This window comes from Thalassobacterium sedimentorum (genome assembly GCF_031127905.1).
In the GTDB taxonomy this organism is placed as follows: domain Bacteria; phylum Verrucomicrobiota; class Verrucomicrobiia; order Opitutales; family Coraliomargaritaceae; genus Thalassobacterium; species Thalassobacterium sedimentorum.
The window spans coordinates 1-22,753 of the sequence record NZ_JARXIC010000047.1; the positions used below are offsets into that span (position 1 = coordinate 1).

General features: G+C 50.2%; 12 protein-coding genes. 7 read left to right on the forward strand and 5 right to left on the reverse strand.

The window, feature by feature from the left end; all coding sequences use genetic code 11:
* Window positions 1-287: 287 nt before the first annotated feature.
* From QEH59_RS16865 to QEH59_RS16875, 3 genes are all read right to left on the reverse strand, one after another.
* A complete protein-coding gene (locus tag QEH59_RS16865) occupies window positions 288-3,050 on the reverse strand; it encodes an alpha/beta hydrolase (protein ID WP_308986556.1) in 2,763 nt (920 codons plus the stop codon).
* Window positions 3,044-4,504 carry a sulfatase family protein gene (locus tag QEH59_RS16870; RefSeq protein WP_308986557.1) on the reverse strand — a complete coding sequence of 487 codons (1,461 nt, stop codon included), beginning with the start codon at window positions 4,502-4,504 and terminating at the stop codon, window positions 3,044-3,046. Before QEH59_RS16870 ends, QEH59_RS16865 begins: the two co-directional genes overlap by 7 nt.
* Before the next feature lie 78 nt (window positions 4,505-4,582).
* Window positions 4,583-5,887, reverse strand: coding sequence for an FAD-dependent oxidoreductase (locus QEH59_RS16875; RefSeq protein WP_308986558.1), 1,305 nt, complete (start codon window positions 5,885-5,887; stop codon window positions 4,583-4,585).
* Between the two features lie 157 nt (window positions 5,888-6,044).
* On the opposite strand from QEH59_RS16875, the gene QEH59_RS16880 reads away from it, so the two are divergent.
* The 5 genes from QEH59_RS16880 to QEH59_RS19065 all read left to right on the forward strand — a co-directional run bounded on the left by QEH59_RS16880 (window position 6,045) and on the right by QEH59_RS19065 (window position 12,496).
* Window positions 6,045-7,001 carry a helix-turn-helix domain-containing protein gene (locus QEH59_RS16880; protein WP_308986567.1) on the forward strand — a complete coding sequence of 319 codons (957 nt, stop codon included), beginning with the start codon at window positions 6,045-6,047 and terminating at the stop codon, window positions 6,999-7,001.
* A 400-nt stretch (window positions 7,002-7,401) separates the two neighbouring features.
* Window positions 7,402-9,834: a beta-galactosidase gene (locus QEH59_RS16885; RefSeq protein WP_308986559.1), complete on the forward strand. Its 2,433-nt coding sequence runs from the start codon at window positions 7,402-7,404 to the stop codon at window positions 9,832-9,834.
* 126 nt (window positions 9,835-9,960) lie between these two features.
* Window positions 9,961-11,394, forward strand: a complete 1,434-nt coding sequence (locus tag QEH59_RS16890) for an MFS transporter (RefSeq protein ID WP_308986560.1) — start codon at window positions 9,961-9,963, stop codon at window positions 11,392-11,394.
* A 511-nt stretch (window positions 11,395-11,905) separates the two neighbouring features.
* Window positions 11,906-12,262: a hypothetical protein gene (locus tag QEH59_RS16895; protein WP_308986561.1), complete on the forward strand. Its 357-nt coding sequence runs from the start codon at window positions 11,906-11,908 to the stop codon at window positions 12,260-12,262.
* 27 nt (window positions 12,263-12,289) lie between these two features.
* Entirely contained in the window at window positions 12,290-12,496 is a 207-nt protein-coding gene (locus tag QEH59_RS19065) for an integrase core domain-containing protein (RefSeq protein WP_425609261.1), read from the forward strand.
* A gap of 610 nt (window positions 12,497-13,106) precedes the next feature.
* On the opposite strand, the gene QEH59_RS16905 is transcribed toward QEH59_RS19065, so the two are convergent.
* Together QEH59_RS16905 and QEH59_RS16910 are read right to left on the reverse strand one after the other, a co-directional pair.
* On the reverse strand, window positions 13,107-16,217 hold the full coding sequence (locus QEH59_RS16905) for a LamG domain-containing protein (RefSeq protein WP_308986563.1): 3,111 nt from the start codon (window positions 16,215-16,217) through the stop codon (window positions 13,107-13,109).
* A gap of 90 nt (window positions 16,218-16,307) precedes the next feature.
* Window positions 16,308-16,988, reverse strand: coding sequence for a 3-keto-disaccharide hydrolase (locus QEH59_RS16910; protein ID WP_308986564.1), 681 nt, complete (start codon window positions 16,986-16,988; stop codon window positions 16,308-16,310).
* A gap of 538 nt (window positions 16,989-17,526) precedes the next feature.
* Here QEH59_RS16910 and QEH59_RS16915 point away from each other — a divergent pair.
* Together QEH59_RS16915 and QEH59_RS16920 are read left to right on the forward strand one after the other, a co-directional pair.
* Window positions 17,527-20,889, forward strand: coding sequence for a GH116 family glycosyl-hydrolase (locus QEH59_RS16915; protein ID WP_308986565.1), 3,363 nt, complete (start codon window positions 17,527-17,529; stop codon window positions 20,887-20,889).
* A 79-nt stretch (window positions 20,890-20,968) separates the two neighbouring features.
* On the forward strand, window positions 20,969-22,489 hold the full coding sequence (locus tag QEH59_RS16920) for an alkaline phosphatase D family protein (RefSeq protein ID WP_308986566.1): 1,521 nt from the start codon (window positions 20,969-20,971) through the stop codon (window positions 22,487-22,489).
* Window positions 22,490-22,753: the final 264 nt, after the last annotated feature.

Genomic DNA, 22,753 nt, shown 5'->3' on the forward strand with positions numbered 1-22,753 from the left:
CTACTGCCATGATTCATATTGCGATGACTCGACTCATGCTCAAGCGTGCGGCTAGATTCTAACCGTTTTGGAAATTTATTAGACGCCCTCTAAGACGCAGTGTGAGATATCATGGTTGCCTAATGTTTGATATATGCCTGCGGGTATAAAAACTTCACCGCCGTTTTTCGTCTGAATAGCTTCATTGATTGCCTGCCATTTTCGTTCAACTATACGACCTGAACGTGCTTATTTTCAGTTCAATGCTCGGTTCAATTAACAAGTTTTAACGCTTTAGACAATGGGCATCACTCGCAGCTAATCGCCTCGATGCTAAGAGCGTCGAGTTGGCACGCGTAAAAGAGGTTCGAAGACTCGAGACGCAGTCGGTGTGCACCTGCTTGAAACCGATCAGCGACGTCTTTTATGACTACTTCGACTGTTTCGAGCTGGTTGAAGTTGTAGTCGTCGATTCGGTAGATGCAGTGATCATCCCAATAGACGGCGACCCAAGTCGCTTGCTCCGTTTCGGTATCCGAGCCATAGCGTGGCAGCTTTGAGAGTCCGCTTTGTAAACCCATTCGGATGCGCACGTATTCGCTGGTATCCAAACCTTCGTTGAATGTTACGGAAACTTCCGGGGCGAACTGATTACGCCGGTTTGCGACGAGAGTGGCGTCATCGCCTGGTTGACCAGAATCTAGTCCACCTTCTACGTGCGGGCTAAAACCTGTGCTGTATTGCAAGTCGATTAAGATGCTACCGTCGCTTTGTTTGACTCCACGTATTTCGGCATTCTCTGGTCCGTCGAAAGCAGGACCAGCGGGTACGCTGGGCGTGGCGTCGGCGAAAAATATCAATACTGGACGTGTGGATCCGATCAGGTGTTGGTTAAATTTCCAGTGGATGGAATTATGTCCCGACTCTGCAGTCACGTCATCGAGGCGTCGAAAACCATTGGTGATATCGAAGCGATAGGCGGTGGTTCGCACAGGCGCGCCTTTGGCGAGTTTGACAGGTTGTGTGACTGTCGCAACGTAGCAATCTCCCGGATCTATCTTGTAGCCTGGAGCGAAATCATCCGCATAAAGCACCGCAATCGAGCGGTGAAGCGGGGCGCTACTGATTGTGGCGAATGTATGGCCTTCCAGGTTTTCACTCCCTGCCCAAGTCATGTTCATCGAAACATCCTTGAAGTCGGATTCGCGGAAAAAGTCTCCCCAATAAAGCTGCATATACGAAATTGGTAGGCCCTTGGAGGCTGCCCAGTCTGACCAGAAAAACAGGCGTCCACGTAGGGGCGTCCATTGCTTGTCTGACCACCAAGCGAAGAATCTAGCCAACGCCACGGCAGCATCTCCCGCGCCCTGATTGGCCGTGCCACCTTCTTCAGTGAGCCAGATGCCTTTTATAGTGCCGGGTTTGAGCCAATCCTGGTAAAGCATGTCGAGATTTTGGCGCCAGTTGAGTCCATGGGGGCCGCTGTTCATCATGTAGTGGGCTGCTAGTATATCGACAAGCTCGCTCGTTTGTTTGCCTTTAAGGGAGGGGGCAAACTTGCTGTTGATACGGGTGCGCATCACGGTGTTGATGAACTCAATTGAGTTTGGGTTGGTCGCCGCAGTGATTGAGCCGAGAATGAGCGGTGATTTTTGTGCATCCTCAGGCATCTCTTCTTGAGCGCGAAGCACCGCCTCGGCAAAAGGAGCAAAACCCAGCTGGACATAGCGCTCGGCCTGGGCATCGCTATTATAATGATTAGCGTAGAACTCCTTTTGGCTCGTGGGTTTGATACTTGTGGGGTTGAAAAAGAAGCCATTCACTTCGTTCCCAGCTTGCAGGAATATTTGGTGCGTCTTATGTGCTTGGGCATACTTTGCATGAGCATATGCAGCGTCTTGATAGTCCTTAACGGTTTCGTTGAGTTCCTCCGGTTGGCCCTTGGCTGGACTCATTGACCAAACCAGCGTATTCACCCATGGCGCATCGACCGAGACATTTGCTAGAGCTTTGTCGAGATTCGCGTAGCCCAACTGGCGCTGTTCCCCTGTGAAAGGCCCTATGAAATCCGTGCCTTCGCTTTCAGTGAAAATAGCTAGACCTAAGTCACCATGTGGGTAGCCGCGGATCGCGCCTGCCCGTCGGTTCTTTGGATCCGGGCGGTAGTGGGTTCCTACAGCGTCGAACCAATTGTAGACCGAGCCGTCGATAGGCGACGCCCCGTGCTGTTCGACTATTTTCGGGGTTAGGTTGCGCGACATGAAATCAAGCACCAGCGGCAGTCCATTTTGCACTGAAGTAAACGTATGGCCGCTAGGTAGGCGTTGACTCGTTACCGAGCCGCCCGCTATTTCAAGTGCGGCGACGAAACGTTCATTCATGCCGCGGTCAAAGGCTTTGTTGCCGATTACGACAAGCGTGGTGAGCTCACTTAGCTCATGTGCTCGCAAGAGTGGATTGTATTCGGGCCAGATGGTTGGATCATTGCCAAAGACATTGGTTTTAACCGCAAATTCTAGAGGAGTCTCGGGTGTGTCCTCGCGTGGGTAATCCAAGACGCCGATTATCGTGGCCAGATAGTCGAAGGTGCCGGGGTGCTGCAAGCAATATTGCACGCTACCGTATGCACCCGCAGACCAGCCGGCAATGCCGCGTTTGTCGGGTGCTGTCTCTAGATTATATTGTTCTGTAGATCGAGCGATGATCTCCTCCATATAGTCGCCGTAGCGTTTGTCGTCGTTGACCGGGGAATTGATATACCAGCCGCCTTCACCCCGAGGCAGTACGATGACGTAATCCTGCGCGAGCAACTGCTCTAGGCAGTCGGAGTCTTCGATAAGCGATCGCTCGTTACGTCCGAGACCATGCTGGATAAATAGAACAGGCCAAGGTTTCTCGTCTATCTTGTAGTCTTTTGGTAGGACGACCGAATAGGCCATTCGTTTACCCAATGCTTCGCTATCAAAAGATTCATAACGGATACGCTCATTTGTGGTATCCGCCTTTGCATGGAGCACGCAGGAGATAATTGATAGACCTGAAAGTGTAAGTATCTTCTTCAGTGTTAACATAAAGAGGTTTGCCCCGGCAGAGGATCTAGGTTGTCGACCAGTGCATCGAGGAGTCGGGCAGTCAATTCTTGGCGGATATCCTGGTGTTCATCGCTCTCCCATAGATTGTGGAGTTCTTCTGCATCATCAAGCCGATTGAAGAGTTCGCCACGTTTGCCATTCCCATGCCACGTTAGACGCCAGTCACGTGTGAGCAGTGTGCGCAACGGAGTCTGATCTTCGATGAGTAATTCATCGCGTGATTCGTATGGTTGGTTCATTAGTGCAGGAATCAAACTGCGTCCTTGAGTGCCGGCGGGTGTGGAAACTCCGGCGATCTCCAACAGGGTCGGCGAAAAGTCGATAGTGCTGCACAAGCTATCGACAACGGTTCCAGCGCTGACGTCTTTGGGCAGTTTCCACAGCGCGGGAGTTTGCGTGACACAGCCGTAATGCGTCGCCTTGAAAAGAAGGTGATAGTCGCCCATCAACTCACCATGGTCGGATGAGAACACGATTAAGGTGTCATCCATTATACCCTGCGTCTCCAGATGATCCAATAGTCGTCCAACTTGTTCATCGATGTGACTTATCATACCATAGTAAAAAGCTTTGATGCGCTGCCACTCGTTATCGGAAATGTTGTTCATTGCGATCGCTTCATGCGAAGCGCTATTGGCGAGGTGTTTCTTTAGATAGCGTTCGGGGAAGGTCTTTTCGAGGCCGTTACGCCAGAGCGGCAGGGGCATGTCGGCGGGGGTATACATTGTGTCGAATGGCTCCGGCGCTACAAAGGGGTGATGCGGGTGTACGAAAGAAGTCCACAAAAAGAAAGGCCGTTCGTGATCGCGTTGCTCCAAGAACTCTAGCGACTTGTCTGCAATCCAGGTTGTCTTACTGAGATGTGTCGGGTATTTGGAACGTGTGGCGATATGCTGTGGGTAGGTGAAACTGTGCGGATCTTCCCATGGGTCAAAGCCATGGTTACATAGCATCTCGCCGTAAGGTCCGCCGTTGTGATCCTCTACGAGGGCACAGTGCTCCAAGCCGTAGTAGGGGAGGTCTGATTCGCTGGGCTGCGGGTTGACCGCGCCTTCGCCCTTGGCTGCTTTGAGCACGCCTGCTTTATCGCCGGGAGCATAATCCCATTGGGGGTGGAAATGCAGTTTACCTGCGGCAGCAGTTTGGTACCCATCTTGCCGAAGCGCTTCCATGAAGGTGGCTTCCGTTTCAGGAAGCACAGTGCCATTGACCCGGAGTCCGTGCGACGATGGCATTCTGCCTGTTGCCCAACTTGCTCGGTTCGGTGCACATACTGGGCAGGCCACGTGCATATCTGTGAAACGGACGGATCGCTTGGCTAAACGGTCAATGTTGGGGGTTTGTATATGGGCGTTACCATAGCAGCCCAAGGCGTCCATGCGCAGTTGATCGCAAGTGATGAATAGAATGTTTGGGGGCTGGAGTTTAGTCATGATTTATTGAAACGAATCACTGTGCTGATTGAAAAATATTTACGTGTCGCTCGGCGACTTGGATGATGCAATGTTACTTTAATTCAAAGGGTAGAGTTCGACTCCGTTGTCCGCCAAATAACTTCGGATGCTTGAACCTTCGATTTCGGCCACGTCGCGCTTCATGAGGTCAGCCAGTTTTGCAGCAGCACCGGCGGCTTCGCCCATCGCCATTGCTGTCACTGTGACGCGGCTGGATGAGGCGGCTATGGCCGTCGCAGAATGGCAGCGCCCGGCGACAACTAGGTTGGATACTTCTTTGGGGAGCAAGCTGCGGTACGGAATATGATATGGTCCAGGCCACTTTGGGTTGAATGACTGGAACTGCCCCGGCGAATTACTGTTGGGGTGCACGTCGAGATACCAAGTGCCGATGGCGACCGCGTCGTCAAAAGTGGTGTTGGCTAAGATGTCTTGTTCGGTGAGTTGATAACGACCTTTGAGGCGACGTGTTTCTCTGACGCCGATATAGGGCCCTGAGCTCACGAAATAGGCATTCTCAAAACCTGGCACATTGGATTTCCAACGCTCAAACATGATCCAGCTCTCCCTGCGGCCAGTGATCTCTGCTTGGGTTAGCTCAAAGGGGTCGCTGGCGTCTCCTGAGACGCGGATGGCATGAATATCCATTTCGTTATCTGCGAAATGGTATTCGAAGTGGGGGCCGTAAAACAGGGCAATTTCGCCAGCTTGTACGGCTTGCTCGCACTCGCGCTGCATGGCTTGTTTCATGTTCGGAGTCGGGCGGACGTTGCCAATGCGGAAGTGAAGCGTCATAGGCATTAGTGGATTCGATTTCTCCATCTTGCTGCCTGCTAAATATGCGACATCGCCGTCTCCCGTGGTGTCGATGATCGTACGTGCATTGATTTTGTAAAGTCCGCCCTTTGTCGCAACTGAGAGGCCTTCGATTCGACCCTCGCGCACATCGACATCACAAACACTCGCGTTGTAAAGAATACGCAGGTTGTCGCTGCATTCGACTAGAAGCGAGTCCGCTACGCGCTTGAACTGTTCGGTATTGGGGATTAGCACGGCAGATTGATTACCCGCTTCAAGATGAGATTCTGCAATTTCACAGTATCGACTAGCGTCAGGGGCGCAGCCGTCCATTCGGGAGAGGATTTCACGTGCCAGTCCATTGACGACGATGTCTCCACTTTTGGGGTCGACGATCCCGTCTAGGTAGGGTAAGCCAACGGTTGTGACGATACCACCTGCGAATGGCGCTCGTTCAACCAGAAGTGTGTCGACGCCTGCTCTTGCGGCGGAAATGGCGGCACCGAGGCCTGCGCACCCGCCCCCGCAAACTAGGGTATCTGTTTTAAGTGTATTTAGTGACATGGATTAGAAAGGTTACTGGCTGACGTTTTAACTTTACTCCTTCATTAGTGAAGGTGATAGTCTGTGGTTTTCTATTTGTTGGTCTGCATTTGCTATGAGTCGAAATTCCACCCCCCCCAGTAACAAGCAAAGGGTTAAGCTTCATGCAAAAGAATCCATGCTCGAGCGGCTATGTCGCTTGGTCGAAGAAGCCGGTGATCTCCGTGTCAATTTCGAGGATTTAACCGGAATAACCTTTGATATCTCTGAGCTGCGGTTGTCTTCACGCTTCCGAATGCATACCTGCGATTTTTGTGCGCACGCGCGCGAATCAAGTATAGGTCACGGGGACTGTATTCACAATAAGATTCTCACTAATAAATTGGCTAAAAAGCGAAATGAGGGCTTTATGGGGCAATGTCATTTGGGGGTAACTGATATGGTGGAGCCTGTCTTCTTTTGTGAGAGAGAAATGGGGGTTTTTTATTATGGATCTGTGCTTTTAGAAGGCACAGAAGGGCTCGCGCGTGAGCGGATTTTTCGCTATTGCGCACGTCGGAACTTCGACCCAGAACCTTACCTCGATCAGATGAAAAATCTGCCTCGGATACATCCGGATGATGTTCCTGTATATCTGGGACGTCTTAAATTATTGCGCGATTTTATGCTGAATGCATTAAAAGCTAGTGGTCTGCCGGTTGCGCGTTATCGCACGGAGATGAATGCTCAGTTTTTAAGTAACCATCATCAATTTTCGCAGTTGGTGCAGTCTGCAATGCGCTACGTGCATCGTAACTATGAAGAGGAGCTATCAATTGAAAGAATTGCCAGCGAATTGAAGTGCCATCCTACTTATTTAAGTCGTAGTTTTAAAAAGAACGTAGGCTTTGGATTGGCTGAATATGTTAAGCGCGTGCGGATCGATCACTCGATTCAGTTACTGGCGATGGGCCGGTTTAGTGTTGGAGAGATTTGTTATATTGTAGGCTTTCAAGACCAAAGTCATTTCGGGAAGGTCTTTCGATCATTCGTTGGAGTGACTCCCAATGCTTTTAGGGAGAGTTGTAAGTCGGGAAGGCAACCCGCTAGCTTGAATCTATCGTCTCCCTTACTCAGTAATGTTGGTAGTTTGTAGTGACTTGCCGTGGCACTTCGTCTGTTGATTCATTGTTCCTTTGATGGAGGTTTTCATTAGTCTCCTTGTGGTCTGATAACGAACTCGAGGCGTTGTGATTATTTGAGGTGAGGCCGGGGAAGGGGCGATTTGCGTCTCGCTTAGTTCTGTGGGGTGGGCGTGCAACACTACGAGATTCACACTAGAGCACTCTAAGCTGGGGTCTTCCATTATAGGATCAAAAAAACATTCTTAACTTGCTCCGAGGATTACTAATAAAGATGAGAAGGAACCAATAGATGGTGGATTCTAGACTATCTGCATATGTTTGAGGTCTGTATTCTATTGCTGGTAATTTCTTCCATGGTAATGGCTCATTATCATGGCAATAGTTTCAAAGTATATATCTAAATCCCCTTTTATGAGTTACTCTACACGTTTACTTGCCTGCATTGTGTGCGCAGCTGCGACTACAGTCTCGAATTCTAGTCTTGCGGATGACGCAATGAGAATTGGCATCAACTTTCGGCCTAGCGTTGGAAACGAAGCGACGGAAGTTGAGGAAGTGCTGAGTTATGGTTTTGATTATATCCGCCTGACAGCCCCCATATTTGAAGACGATGGGTTTGACCTAGATCGTTATGTCCGCTTGGCGACGCCATTTCTCGAGCGTGGTGTGCATTTGAGTATTCCTATGGATCTACGTGGCCCAAACTATCCTAAACTTTTTCCTGAGGTCTTGGATGATATGAATCGCTTTCCACGAGATCAGCACGGTGAAACTGTTTTTCAGCAGGGTTTTCGTAATCATAGCCTGAACCACGTAGGCTTGCGCGATATCTGGGCTGATTACTTCAACGACTTATTTGAAGTGTCGCGTGAAACGTGGGGGGCGGAGAACAGTGAATACATCACCTTTGTAATCGGCAATGAGTTGAGTTATTTCTCTAACAGCTCGATTATTTTGAAGCCGATGCCGGAAGGCGAAACCTACGATCAAGAGCGGGAAAAAAAACACGCGGGCTACACGAGGTTACGAAATTATTTCATGCCTGAGCTCGGGAATAAAGGGCAGTTTGATCAGGAGCTGCGTATTACGGATTATAATAACGAAACGGTTGATAAATTTAATCAATGGTTGCTTGAGCGATATGGTAATTTGAAAGCGATCAATGCGGCCTTAGGTACCAGCTTCGCCTCGACTACAGATATGGATGCGCCGCGTTCGGAACCATTCTCTAATTCAGAGGAGCGCCCCCTGTGGGCTGCTTGGATGCAATTCCGTTATCAGGATATGGCCGACTTTTTTGGCTATATGAGCTCGCTGGATTACGCGCCTTATGGGGTGACTACGAATTTCCTGCCAGCTCGTAATTTACTTTACAGCCCACTGAGCGGAATGGATTATTGGATGCTGTCGGAGTATCTGGATGTCGCCGCGATTGATTACCCGGATATCGTCGATCTTTTTTGCCTTCAAGCTACGGATAAGCCGATCCTCATTGAGGAAGCCAGCATCGGCTATCATCCGGAGCAAATGTACCGATTAGTGTTGCTTGCCGCAGCGTCGGATGTGCAGGCTTTTTTATACTGGCAAACCGGGATTGATTTTCTAGAAACTCGTGAAGAGGAGTGGCAAGGCGCGATGGAAGCTAAGCCTATGATTGAAGAGGTGAATGGTGATCTGGTGCGTTCAGATACGGCTGTGCTTTGGAGTCGCTCCAGCGCGATCGACAGTCTCTCGCGCAGCGCAAATGCAGCTCAGAAGACGGCAGCAGCTAAACGCGCCAAGGACGAGACTGGCACGATGATTGACGCTATCTATGATATCTCGGGTCTGGAATCGAGACTGCAGTGTGCGGATTATGCCAAGCAGATTTGCGGCACTTGGGCTTCACTTATGGATATCGGACTTTCGCCACAGATTGCGGGCGAGTCCACGTTGCTTAAAGACGATACAATTCCATACGACCGTTTGATTTTGCCAAACTTTACAGCGATTCCGGATGATATATTCGAACGACTGAAGAGCTATGAGGGCCACGTTGTGGCACTTGGAGTCAACTGGGGTATGCACAACGAGTTTGGGATGCCGCGTTCGGCTCAGGGACGGCAGGAGCTTTTGGGAGTATGTGCCGGCGATGTACACACCGAGAGTGCGTCAATCAATTTCGGAGATAAGCAAGTGACCGCGCGTGCTTGGCAAGCGCTGAAACCGATGCCTGGCGCAAATGTGGTGGCGACTTTGGAAGACGGGACTCCCGTTGGTGTCGAGTATCAAGGCCACTATTACCTAGCCTTCGATTTTCTTCCGTCACTCGGATTTATGGAGGTTGATGGACGAGTGCGCGAAGTTTTGGATATTCGTCCGCTCAAGAACCCAGATGCTCAGCAAGCTAAGGGGCTGCTTAGGGAAGTCGTTGACAATACGGGAGGGCAACGACTCGTTATGCCTCAAACTCAAGGAACTGGACTTTGGCACACGCGATTCACCCATGATGGGCAGGGTAAGGTCGTTCTCTTCGATTACCTGACCTGGTTGGACGGCTGGCTCATCCTGCAAGACGAAAGTCTGTTCCGATGGGAACGGTCGCTGATTCAGCCACGTTGCTTGCGCCCGATTGACGAGAGTTCCAACGAGCACCTGCGTCCACCGCTTAAGAATTTTACATTGGAAATTCCGGAAAGCTGGAAAGTTCAAAGCGAAACGATGAACCTTGTTCTGGAAAGCAATCGACAGCCAAGCGAGTCGAGTGTCCCAGTCAAGCACATCGACGATGCTTACCACGCGCCGATTCGCGGCATGGAATTCATGGCAGTCCTTTCCTACGATTTAAGCGACGATACTCAGTAGTTCGCGGCGTTCAAGCATCGTCTTTTCTTTTCCTTTAACTTAGAGATTCGTCTCATTGTCAGGTCGTAATTGGCTTAGTTTTGAATGACTAAAGTGAGCGACTTTCGATCAACTTCATCCCATACTATGCAAACAAACGAAACCAAGAACGAGCATCATGAGACTAAGCCATCAGAGCGCGTTCCCGTGCCCAAGCGGATCGCTTTCGGGAGTGGGCTGATTGCCTATGCTCTCATGAATAATGGCTTCGCCACAATGTTGAATCCTATCTTCAACGTCAACTTTGGTGTAAATCCAGCCATGCTAGGTTGGGTGACTGCCATTTCACGTTTCTACGATGCGTTTACTGATCCCATCATGGGGTCGATCTCTGACAATACGCGGTCACGTATGGGGCGACGTCGCCCTTACATTGCATTAGGTGCGTTGCTGGGCGCCATCTTTTTCGCCTTGATCTGGTGGGCGCCAAGAGGCGAGGCAGAATCGTTCTACGTTTGGTGGGTGCTTGGAGGAAGTATTGCATTGAGCACGGCCTTCACGATTTTCTCGGTTCCTTACATCGCTCTGAGTTTTGAGATGACCCCAGACTATCATGAGCGAACGCGAGTGATGGCATACAAGGTGTCCATGGGGATGATCGGGGGCGTCATGGTGGGGAGTTTCTTCTGGCTTACGCAACGTGCGATATTCAGTGATACGATCGAAGGTATGCGCTACGTGGGCATCGCGGCCGGAGTAGTTATCTTTTTAGTTGCTTTGATTCCCACATTCTTCGCGAAAGAGCATCCGGATGCCGAGCGATCCTCACAGCAGGCCAAGGTGTCCTTTTTCAAAAGTGTCCGAGCGACGCTTTCCGTAAAACCGTTCCAATTGCTTATCGCGATCACAGTGGTTTTGCTCTTTAGCCTACAACTCGTGGGGCAACTTGGGTTTTATGTGAATCTTTATCACGTTTATGATGGTGACCAAGCGGCGTCAGCAAATGTTCACTTTGTTGCGATGACATCCTATCAGGTCTTTGCATTTTGTGCGATACCGCTCGTCACAAAGCTCGCTACTCGAGTTGGCAAACGCCAAGCACTCATTTTATTTTTGATATTCGCTATGGTCGGATCGGTGTCAAAGTGGTTTTGCTACAGTCAGGCTTATCCTTACTTGCAAATTATACCAAATGCTCTAATGGGTTCTGGCTTGGCTGCAACTTGGCTACTGCTCAACGCAATGATTCCTGATGCGGTCGACTTTGATGAAGTGAGCACGGGTACGCGACGCGAAGGTATGTTCAGTGCGGTCTATAGTTGGATGTTTAAAGTGGGCATAGGCTTGGCCTTGATTGGCGCTGGTTACGTCCTGAATTTGACCGGATTCGATGTTAACCTTGAGACTTCACAATCGCCTGAAACTTTATATTGGATGCGTGTTCTCTTCACACTTTTACCCGTCATCGGGATTACTTTGGCGATCTTGTTGTTGCTCCGCTATCCATTGACAGAAGAACGCTCCTACGAATTGCGTAAGCAACTTGAACAATTACGCCTAGATCGCGGGCAGAGCTCTTAAATCCGCAAGTTTCATTGTTTTTAGTTATTTTAGCCGGTTGGATCCGTGTACCCTTCAGACTTAGGATCTGTTCTGTTTGCCAATGACTTACGAAAATACGAAAAAAAGCTCCTTGAAGACGTAGATGACAATGTTTTTGGCGTGTTGGATGAACCGCAAGCAGCAGAAGGTGATTGAGTATCTTCTGGAGGAGAACTGAGTTTTGAAGCAGCAGTTTGAATCGACGGGAAAGAAACTCCGCTTGAACAATCATCAGCGCCGTAATCTGGCCAAGCGAGGCAAGGCCATGGGGTGGGCTCAGTTGCAGAAATACGCGACTTTGGTTCGACCGGAAACGATCCTCGGATGGCACCGGAAGTTAATAGCCCTCAAATTACGGGGAAGCACGTTGTGAGAACTGATCGCAGGAATGCATGGAGGTGATCCGGGAGCTCTGTGTGAAATTCGCGGAGGAAAATATAGGCTGGGCTATGGCCGAATCCAAGGTGCTCTCTCTAATCTTGGTTACAAGGTGAGTATGACGACCGTCTGTAAGATTCTGCGAGCAAAGGGAATCATTCCTTCACCTGAGCGAGGCAAGCAGTCCAATTGGAAGACTTTCGTGCGTTCACATATGGACGTTATGTCTGTAGCGGACTTCTTTACTGTGGAAGTCTGGACTCTTCGCGGGCTGGTTCGATACCATGTGTTCTTCGTGATGAACTTGGCGAAGCGTCAGGTGGAGGTCGCTCACATCGGCTGTCAGGTGAACGTAGCGGTGATGGCACAGGTTGCCCGCAATATGACTGATAGTTACGATGGCTTTCATAAAGGCAGGCGTTTCTTTGTCTGCGACCATGATCCGCTCTACACCAAAGAGTTTCGTTAGATACTCACGGATTTAGAAGTTGAAGTCATCCAAACTCGGGTAGGCTGCCCGCAGCAAAACGGTTATACTGAAAGTTTTGTATCGGCCATCAAATGTGAGTGTATCGATCACATGATCTTCTTCAGCGAGAAGTCTCTGCGTCGAGCTGTAGAACAATATATTGATCATTTTCACCACGAGCGTACCACGAAGTGCCGCCGTAGGCGACCAATCACCAAGGTATCGATAATCTGATTCCTTTTCCAAATAGCCCACAAGTGCAGTCTCAAAGCGGACTGATCGTAAAAAGTGAACGGCTAGGAGGGTTGCTAAACTACTATCATCATGAAGAAAAGGAAGTGAAAGCAGCGGCGTAAAAATTGAATAAAATATCCTCGAAGCGGCAGGTTAGCGTGACCTCCTTGCTGAGATGCTCCAGAGTGAGCTTGAAGCCAATGGTTTGTCGGGTCGAAAGGACATTCAGACACTCTTTGACTTTTTCGATATCGATGAAGGACGCTCGTTACGTTACAACGAGTGAGGTTTTGGCATTTCTCGCCTTTACGCATATTATCGCAGGATGAGTCTTCTTCTATTTTAGACTGAGTGCGACTGTCTTATGGATTGTCTGTAGCTTAAGCAGGGCTTGCAGAACCACTTTACTTTTAAACTTGGATGTGTCACACGCGGAGCGACTCCCCATTATACCCTCCGCTTTTAAATGGTTCATTCTTTTACTTAAATGTAGGGAGGCAGCCTGTCCAATATTACGGGATCAGATCAGTCATTGCGGTTGTAAAAGCTCGTGTTGAGGGGTTTCCCAACAAGATTAATTAAACCGGATGTGGTTTGGTCGCGATTCAGGCTACTGTTTCATGAGTTGCCAGGTCGAACGTTCTAATCCGTCCAAGGGGAGGTTGTAGACTCGACTGTAGCTGTTGCTTTCAGTATCGTAGTCGGTTTGCCAAAAGTCGTTTCCGTGAACGGATTGATCGAGTGGGATGGATTTGCCATCGACGATCTGATAGAGTGTGTAGCCGTTTGCGCTGCTGAGGCCTTGGAATCGAATCGGAACGTAGCCAACGCCGCCTTTGATCTCAAGGTTGATTAACTCGGCATTTGCCTGGATTTGAATCGGATACTGATTGAGCAATGTGCCGCCAGTGACATCCACTTCCAGATCGTTGCCGATGGCTTCCCGGTAGGTGGTCTTCCAGGAGCTGGGGTTTTCGATGAGATGTTTGCGGTAGGCTTCGTTGGAGCCGTAGTAATCGTCTGCCTCTCGGTGGAGGGTAATCCATTCGAGGTCCATTTCGATGCGGTCGCCCGGCTGGAAGTTTTCGACGCCCTCGGGAGCCTTGAGAAGGAAATCAAGATTGGCGCTGCCGTCTTGATTGATTTGATGAACGGGGATGCTGAAGTTTGGTCGGGTGTAGACCTTTCCGCCGAAGCTTGCTTTGTAGTCGCGGATGACGAGTGCTCGATAGCCATTGCCTTTACCATCATCTCTTGTTTGCACTCCGCCCGGAAAGCTGACCCACCAGGGGGCTTCTCCAGTGAACTGGGTGTTCGTTAAGAGCTTGTCATTGCTCTTAAGTGTTGTAGGCGCTTCGATTTCTGAGATGAGTCCTGCGGCATTGCCATAGGCGACCTTGGGGTGCGCGTAGTTACCTGTGCGACCCATTTTGAAGAGCCATGCTTCCTTGGCTGAAACTTGCTGGTCAAAGGTGTAGCTGAATTTTTGGAAGGTGCGAGCGTAGTCGTCGGTTCGGAGGGTCTGCACTTTTGCCTCAAACGCGATTTCATGCTGCTGGCCGTAGTATCCATCATAGCGGACATCGGTAAGGGATGGGCCGTGGGCGAGATAGGCTGTCTTGAGGGCGGCCGGGTGATGGCGATTGCCATTATTATCTTGAGTATAGAGCCAATCACCGCCCCAGCCGGCAGTGGTCCATGCCCATTTGCGGCCATCGGCACCGGTGCGTGCCATCAGCATGCGCACGTCGGTGACGGCAACATCGACACAGCTGCGGTCGACGTCGAAGCAAATGGTTTCACCCCAGCAACCGATGGCGAGTTGATCCCAGCGATTATTACCACCGTAGCCGACGAGTGAGAGCTGTGCATGTGATGCGGAGGGGAGGGTGCCGTAGAATCCATAAGCGATCCGCAGCTTGTAAGTTTGTTTACCCGGTAAGTTGGGGAGCTGAGTGTAGGCGCGCAGGTAGGAGCCGAGTTCGCGCTCGTGCCAGTTTTTGCTCAGCTGGACAGGGATTCCAGTGGGAGTGCCATCTTCGTAGCAGAGTATTGGCATCAGTCCGGTGATGTTGGCAACACTACGAAGGTAGAGCATAAAGGGAGTCTCACGTGCGTCTTCGCTGCTATTGTCTATCTCGAGGATGAACTCGTCGTAGTTACGAATGTCGGTGTAGCCTGTTTCCCAATTACGCTTCAGCTTTTTTATTTCTGCGACTTGGCAGTTGAACTCTGTATTGAATACCGAAGTGATTTGCTGATCATCGGCTGTGTGGACGATGATAGGTGCATGGTTCTCGATACTTGTGTCTGGTGTTAAATCACAGGTCAGTGTCAGTTTTTTTGTTTGTTCGATCTCCCATTGATCCATGGCAGGCGAGCGTGCCTCCCATGAGTCTTCTGTAGTGATTAATTTGAGACGTGTGGTAATGTTCTTCCACAGGTATTGAGTGGGCGTCGGGTCAAATGAAGTGTCGAAGGTCTTCTCGTAGTTAAGTCCATCCTTGCTAGCTAGAGCTTCCGGTTGAGCGCTATGCGCTTTAATTTCGGAGTGCGGTAGTGCGCGATCCCAAAGGCGGATTTGATCGAAGATTCCGTAGGCAATTTCCTCGGATTGTTCGTCTGAGCTTCCCAGTCGAATCGGCTCGTTCCCGGATTTGCGTTCCTGCTTGATGGCCTTGCTGTTTTGAAGATGCCCGTCGACGTAGAAGTGCATCATTTCGCCATCGTAGCTAAGGGCAAGATAGTGCCAGTTGTCCAAGTCGAAGCGTCTGGATCTGGACTCGGAGAGCAGGTGCCTGTTGCGGGCGCCACCGCCAATATTCATTCCGGCCTGAATGCGGCGACCATCAAAGTAGAAGCCCATTTGCCCGTCGTCATCTCGTCCGCCGTTCTTACTGATCAGCCATCCACGGCTTGTTTTTTCGGGATTACTTGGAACCTTGACCCAGCCCTCGAGTGTGAATCTTTCGGCATCCCGTCTGCTGGACGCGTCCAGTTCGATGGCTTTTTCCACGATGCTGTAGCCATTGTCGATGATACCAAAGTTGGGGCCATCCACGAACGGTTGTTTCGGAGTGATTTCCGCAGTTAAACTCAGCGAGTCGGGCCAAGCAACAACCTGTAGGCTCGCATCACTGCTCAATGTATTGCCTTCTTCGTCCTCAAAAATGAGATTCTGAATTTCCCAGTTTTGTAAATAACGGCCCGATTCCCATAGCATGGTGCCTTGCAGGCGCCGTGCGTCACTGTGTGGTCCGGTCAAACTGTGCGTGGCAGTGAAGACGCGTCCTTCGCTGGCGATTTGTAATAAAAGTTCTGCCTCTGGAAGTGCTATAATGCTAGCTGGGTCGCTGGCCAGTCCAGAGGTATAGTCCTGCCCTTGCATGGGGCCGAATCGGGCATCGGTTAAATTATTCAGATCTAGTAAGAGGCCAAAATAACCGGTTTCAAGTGCGAGTTGGTCAGCGGAATGATCGTCTGGATTCTTGCGGAAGCCATTCATCCAATACCCGTAGCTGTAGGCACGCGGGTTGATCACTGAATTGTCATCGGAGACTAGAATTGCCGGGGGCTGAGTGCTTGTCTCAGCGTGGTTTGTTTCAGTATGCGTCGCAGCGGAAGGAAGAGGCTCAGGTGTTGGGCGTGCCTGTTTGGAATCTTTGGAGCAAGCTGCTAGAAGAAGGAAGCTCGCTAGGAGTGGTGAGGTAAGTTTTTGCATGTTGAGGCTACGGATTATGGCTGAAAATGTCGTTTGGGTATCAGTTGGCTTTTTCACTGCGATAGTAGGTTCGGAATAAAGTTGGGTGATTTACAGTTCTCGAATACGGACGTTTCGGAAGGAGACTGCATCATTATGGTCTTGGAGATAGATGGGACCTGTCCAGGTCCCGAAGCCGGTATGTTTCTTGTATTTACTGTTCTCAAAAGCTTGCTTCCAATCATCGCTCCCAATCTCGATTTCTGCGACTTTTACATCATTGATCCAATGCTCGATATAGTTTCCTTTGGCGATAATTCGACCGGAATTCCACTGGCCGCCTGGATTAAATGGTTTGTCTTTGGCCGCAGGCACTAGCGCATAAATACCGGCAGAGAGTTGAGGGTCTTGATGGACACCATCGTCGAGCACCTGATACTCTAGGCCGAGGTCGCCTTGGCTACGATACTTGATACCAGAATTACCACCTTTACTTATATTCCAGTCGAATCTGAGTTCGAAGTTGGTGTAATGCTGCTTACTTATGATACTGCCGGGGCGCTTTTGGCCATTAGTGATTTCAGGACGATGTATCCTACCTTCTTCAATCAACCATCCTTTTACGGGCTCGCCTTTAACCGTCGTCCATTCTGAGAAATCACCTCGAGCAAACAGATCTATATAACCTTCTTCGAGTCTTTGGCCTTCGTAGTTTGAGTTGTTTGAATCTGTGGTTGCAGTGCAAGCTATGGTCGAAATTGAAGCAGCTAATATGTAAATGAATGGTTTCATGATTCGTTTGAGTTATTACAATTGCAGTGCATGAAAGTCTGTCTCCGCGATATAGGGGGTGATGCGGATGGACGTGAACAGGGATGATGTGAATAATTAGACTATGATTGTCTCAGTCGGGGTAGTTGGTTCTCTATGACTCATAGCAAGAATACTTATACGGCCGTAGTTATAGAGTTTTGTGGTAGTTGCCTTTAGCAACATTAGGTGAATTATTCTAAATAGAAGAAAGCTTAGCTCGAACTCATGGAAGCTTTAAATGATCGCGCAATCACGCGATGTTTTTGGATTTACTGGTCGTAACTGGCACTCAGTCAATGATTTGTCGGAGTTTTTGCCTCTCGGTTTCATTTAGCTGGAGACTGGGGGACTTCTGCGATTCTGCTGAAGCCTATCGGCGGCAATGAGTTCTGGGGGCCATATGCTCGCGAGGATACGCGATGTTCAATTTGAGGCAGGTAGTCTATAGTGATTGATCGCTTTATCCCTCCCCCTGTTCTCACTGTTTGGTGAGTATTTTGAGCTATTACGCTGATACATGAAATCGACTCATCGAAATTCTACTCCTGCAAATAATATTACTTTGAATTCAATGGCATGTATGTCGCGCCGACGCTTCCTCGTCGCTGCGAGCACCGCAGCTGCGGGCATGGCCGCAGGGCCCGCTCTGGCTATGGTAGGTGAGCGCAAGAATTACGCTGATCTCGTTTCCGGACATCAATCAATTCGTGCCTATTGGCGCTTTGATGGTGATCTTTCAGATGCCTTAGGTAATTTTGCGGCCAAGAGTCCTTCGAAGTTACAGTTTGTTAAAGGTGCGATGGATGGCCAGGCCTTGAGCTTGGCACCTGGTATGCATGTCGCGGTTCCGAACTTGAAGCCGGTTGGTCGTGGTGCCGCTACGCTTGAGTTGTTCTTTAAAGTGAATGCATTACCTGACGGTGAGTATGATCCAGTCATTATTTCCCGTGCATCAGAAAATTTGATCAATTATGTGGTGGGTGTTCAGCGCGATCTCTCTGCGCTGACGTATACGCACAACGGGCGTGTGAATACAGTCGTGAACCTCCCAACAGGCAAGCCGGTGGAGCTAGGACGTTGGTATCATCTAGTGGTGATGAGCGAACACTTGGATCTTCGAATCTATGTGGATGGGCATGAATGTGCCCTCACTGGGGGAGCTTTTCATTTTAAGTATTACGATGATTCTAAAGAGATGGTGCCGGTGACTTTCGGCGCGATTGCAAAGAAGGAGCGTCGCGAGGCATTGGTGGAGTTGGATGAAGTGGCCTATTATGATATTGGCTTAGGCATTGATGAGATCCGTAGCCATCTAATTGCGGCGGGCTGGGGTGCTCGACTTAAAGAGGTGGGACGTGAGGCGAGTCAGTATTTAGCCGGGTTGGAGCAAGCCCGTGAGTCGGGGGAGCAGAAGTTGTTGAACGACCCGGCGCTGACCGCCCGCGGCAGCAGCAAAGTCTATCGGGACAAGATGTTGGAGGCCATCTCCTTTACGGTCGGTGGGATCGGCGCCGGGGGGATTCAGTTTAATGGTTCGGCTGAACCCGCGATTTGGCAGATTGCCTGCAATACCAGCGAGCATCGTAAGACGGAAGCGTTTATGGCAGTGCGGGTGCAGTCAAAAGGTGGAAAACCGATTCTTCGCGCTCTGCAGACTCAGCCGGTGGGACCGTTTGCAGCTATGTCGTCGCTTCGCTTTATCGGTGAATATCCCTTCGCAAACTATCAGTTTGAGGATTCTGCTCTACCTGTGGACGTGGAACTGGAAGTATTTAATCCATTGACTCCAATGGATGCTAAGAGCTCGGCAATTCCCTGCGCGATTTATACGGTAAAAGTAAGTAATCCATCTGCGTCTCCTGTGACAGTGGATATTCTGGCCGCTCAGAAGAATATGGTTGGTTACAGCAGCGGAATGCGTGGATCGAAAGAGGCATACGGGCAGAATCAGAATCGCATAGAGCAGAACGGAAAAGCCGCGTGGCTGCACATGACGCAAACGGGTTCGGATTCGGATATGGTCCTAATGACCGAGGCAGTTGACGCTACCGGACAGGCCGCATGGGAATCTGAAAAATCGCTTTATGATGCCTTTGCGAAAGAGGGGCAATTAAAGGGGGGATTGACTGCGAAGCCATCGGCGGCAAATCAAACACTCAGCGGTGCACTGTCAGCGCCACTTAAGCTGGCACCGGGGGAATCCAAGTCGCTTAGGTTTACACTGACTTGGTATATGCCGAAGGCGAAGCAAGGGGAGAAGGAGTCCTGGACGCATTCTGGTAATATGTATCAAAACTGGTGGTCCAATGCCGTCGATGTGGCTGACTATCTATGGGAAAATCTGGATGATCTAACCCGCAGAACAAAACGTTTTCACGACGCATTTTACGCATCAAATCTACCTGTATGGCTGCTCGATCGTATGGGCTCGCAATTGGCAGTCTTACGGAGCCAAACCTGCTGGTGGGCGGCGGACGGTTATTTCGGTGCGTATGAAGGTGTGGGTTGTTGCGCTGGAAACTGCACACACGTCTGGCACTACGCGCAGGGGCATGCGCGCTTGTTCCCGGAGTTGGGACGTAAGATGCGGGAAGAAGATTTTGCAGTCATGTCTCCAGAGGGGCGCATTGTGATGCGTCATAGTTCTCTGAGTGGCCGGGCCACGGACGGGCACTTTGGCACTTTGCTGAATGCCTACCGCGAACATTTGTGCAGTCCGGATAACAGTTGGTTAGCACAGCAATGGCCGAAGATTGAAAAGGCCATCGATTGGGCCATTGAGCAGTGGGATCCAGATAAAGATGGCTTCATGGAAGGGCGGCAGGACAATACACTGGATGGACATATGTTTGGCTGTTCTTCGTGGATTGGCAGTATGTATCTGAGCAGTCTCGAAGCAGTGGCTCGTATGGCTGATATTCAAGGAGCAACAGCAAAAGCCAAAGCACTGCGAGCGATACGCGCATCCGGAAAACAACTACAGAATGAACGCCTGTGGAATGGGGAATATTATATTCAGGCTCGTGGTAAACAGCGGAGCGGTGACTATTTTGATGGCTGTCATATTGACCAGCTTCTTGGTGAGTGGTGGGCGGATCAAATCGGGATCGACTCGAACTATCCGCAGGAGCGCAGAACCAAAGCGATGGCCTCTTTGCTCAAATACAACTTTTGTTCGAACTTTCATGGTATCTCGCTCAAACCACGACAATTTGCGACCTTGGATGATGCCGGCCTGAAGATTCTTACCTGGCCCAAGGAACCGCAGCCAGTGCCGAGTATGCGCTATGCAGATGAGGTGATGACCGGCTTTGAATACGGGGCAGGCGTGTCAATGATTCAGAATGGCCTGCAGCGTGAAGGGCTGATGGTTATCAAGGCGATCTATGACCGCTATGATGGTCAATTAAGAACCGAAGGAATCACAAACAGTGGCGGCCCTTGTGGTTACACAGGCAACCCGTTCGGCGATGATGAGTGTGGTAAATTCTATGGCCGTTCCTTGAGTGTCTGGTCGGCGCTACTCGCCTTGCAGGGCTTTAACTATGATGGGCCTGCCGGGGTGATTGGCTTTAAACCACGCTGGCAAGCCGAAGATCACGCCAGTTTCTTTACCGTAGCTGAGGGCTACGGTGTCTTTACGCAGGTAAAGAAGCAGCAAAACATGACGGCTACCATCGACCTGCGCGAGGGGCAGCTGAGCCTGAAACAAATGATTCTGCTTGCGCCATCAGAGCAGACTCCAGCGGTTGTCAATGTGAGTCTGGCGGGGGCAACTGTGGCATCTGAGTTTGAGGTGACAGACGGGAAAATACAGATTACTTTCAAGAACGCTCAGAACTTGCAGGCTGGGCAGCAAATCGAAATCAAGCTGAGTTAAGTAGGTAATATTAAACTAAGAATTTTAAGTGACACAGCTCCTAGTGAACCAAGCGCAATTATCTTAAATTATAAATCAAATGAAGAAATCAATGCAAAGCGTGAATCAGAAAACGAATGAAAACATATTAGCTGCGTCCGGTCCCGTGATCGGACGTAGAAACTTTCTGGCCTATGCCGGCATGGCGGCGGCGGGTCTGGTGGCACGGCCTGTTTGGGCTGAAGAAAACTCTCGAATCGTTTCATTACGGGATGCGCACAAAGGAACCTTGGAAATCGATTTGCGGATCATGAATCAATACCGCACACAACCGCAGGCAGTGCAGGATTTCTATACCAAGGCACGGGCGGCGCTGACAGGACCCAATCCTGTGGAGACGCTTGCTGAGCTCTGTCGTAGTGATAAGCGAGTCAAAGTCGGTGGCCCCATGTTGGGGGATTTGACCGCGACCGGAGTCGCTGTGTGGATGCACTTGCCGGAACCTTTGGGGGTTGAAGTTTCGGTGAGCCCACGTGCGGGTGGACCGTCTAAGAAGTTTACTTCGGAGCCTGGCGAGCGCTTTCATTGGGTGCGTTGCGAGGGGCTGCTGGCGGATACAGGCTATAGCTATGTCGTGACTGACTCCAAGGGGCGCCGGCTTGGCAGTGGCGATTTTATGACCGTTCCAGAGGGCTTTTCAGAGGAGAGCTTCCAGATCGCTTTCGGCACTTGTTTTCATAAAGTCGGTTTATATCGTCCGGAACTGATGCAATTAGTGCAAGAGCGGGGCAACCGTGCGATGCTGGTGCTCGGCGATTGCGCTGTGGACGACCGTAAGTGTGATTACGATCTAATCAATGCGGATTATGTGTTACGCGACCTGTCGCCACCATGGCAGCAGATGGTGGCTAATGTTCCCGTATTCACTTCATGGGATGATCATGACTATTGGCATGACGACGCCAGTGGCACAGAAACCAGAGGCCAGTCGATTGATGTCGAAGGCTTGCGTAAAATGTGGCAAACTCAATGGAACAATCCGGATCGGGAGGTCGAACGTAAGGGCATCTACTACGATACACACATCGGCCCCGTGCATTTTATTGCTCTGGATACTCGGTCCTGCCGGATCATTGAAGAGCGGGGTGAACTGAATTCCTTCCTCGGTGAAGAACAGATGAATTGGTTGAAGCAAACGCTCCAGGAGTCGACTGCGTCTTATATTTTGCTCAGTAGCGGCACCATGTGGACCGATTATATTTCCGCCGGTAAGGACAGTTGGGGGACTTGGGACACTGAGGGTCGGGAAGAAATTTTCCAGCTGATTGACGCTAAAGAAAATAGTAAAGTGATCTTGCTTTCCGGTGATCGTCACGGGGCACGCGGTTTCGCGATACCAAGACCGGGCAATAAGAAGATCTACGAGTTCGAGGCAGCCACACTGGGCGGAGTGCCGGGGCCAGGGCCCTTTGGTAAGGATCGGTCGGCACAATTATTCGGTCTTCGCAGTGGTTCCTGGGCCTTTGGTGAGTTTGTATTTAAAACGGTAAATGATGTCCCTCAGGCGACCTTTCATTTAATCAATGAGCGTGGAGAGACCTTGGAAACAGTGGTCGTTTAAATTCGCCCAATGTGGCACGAATCCAGGACAATGTTTCGATCGCGCGAAGGCGATCTGGAAATGTTCCATGCCTCGCGTGATTGCGCGATGTTCAAAAGTACTTAATTTGCTTAATATGAGACATAACAAAGTTTTTTTGAGATCTAGCGCTCGAAGAGCATATTACCCCATGAAAACATACCCTATGAAAACTAAACGAAGTAAAATACTAGTCGGCGCATTTGTCGCCACCTTCGCGGTGCCCGTCGTATCATCTGCTGCGAG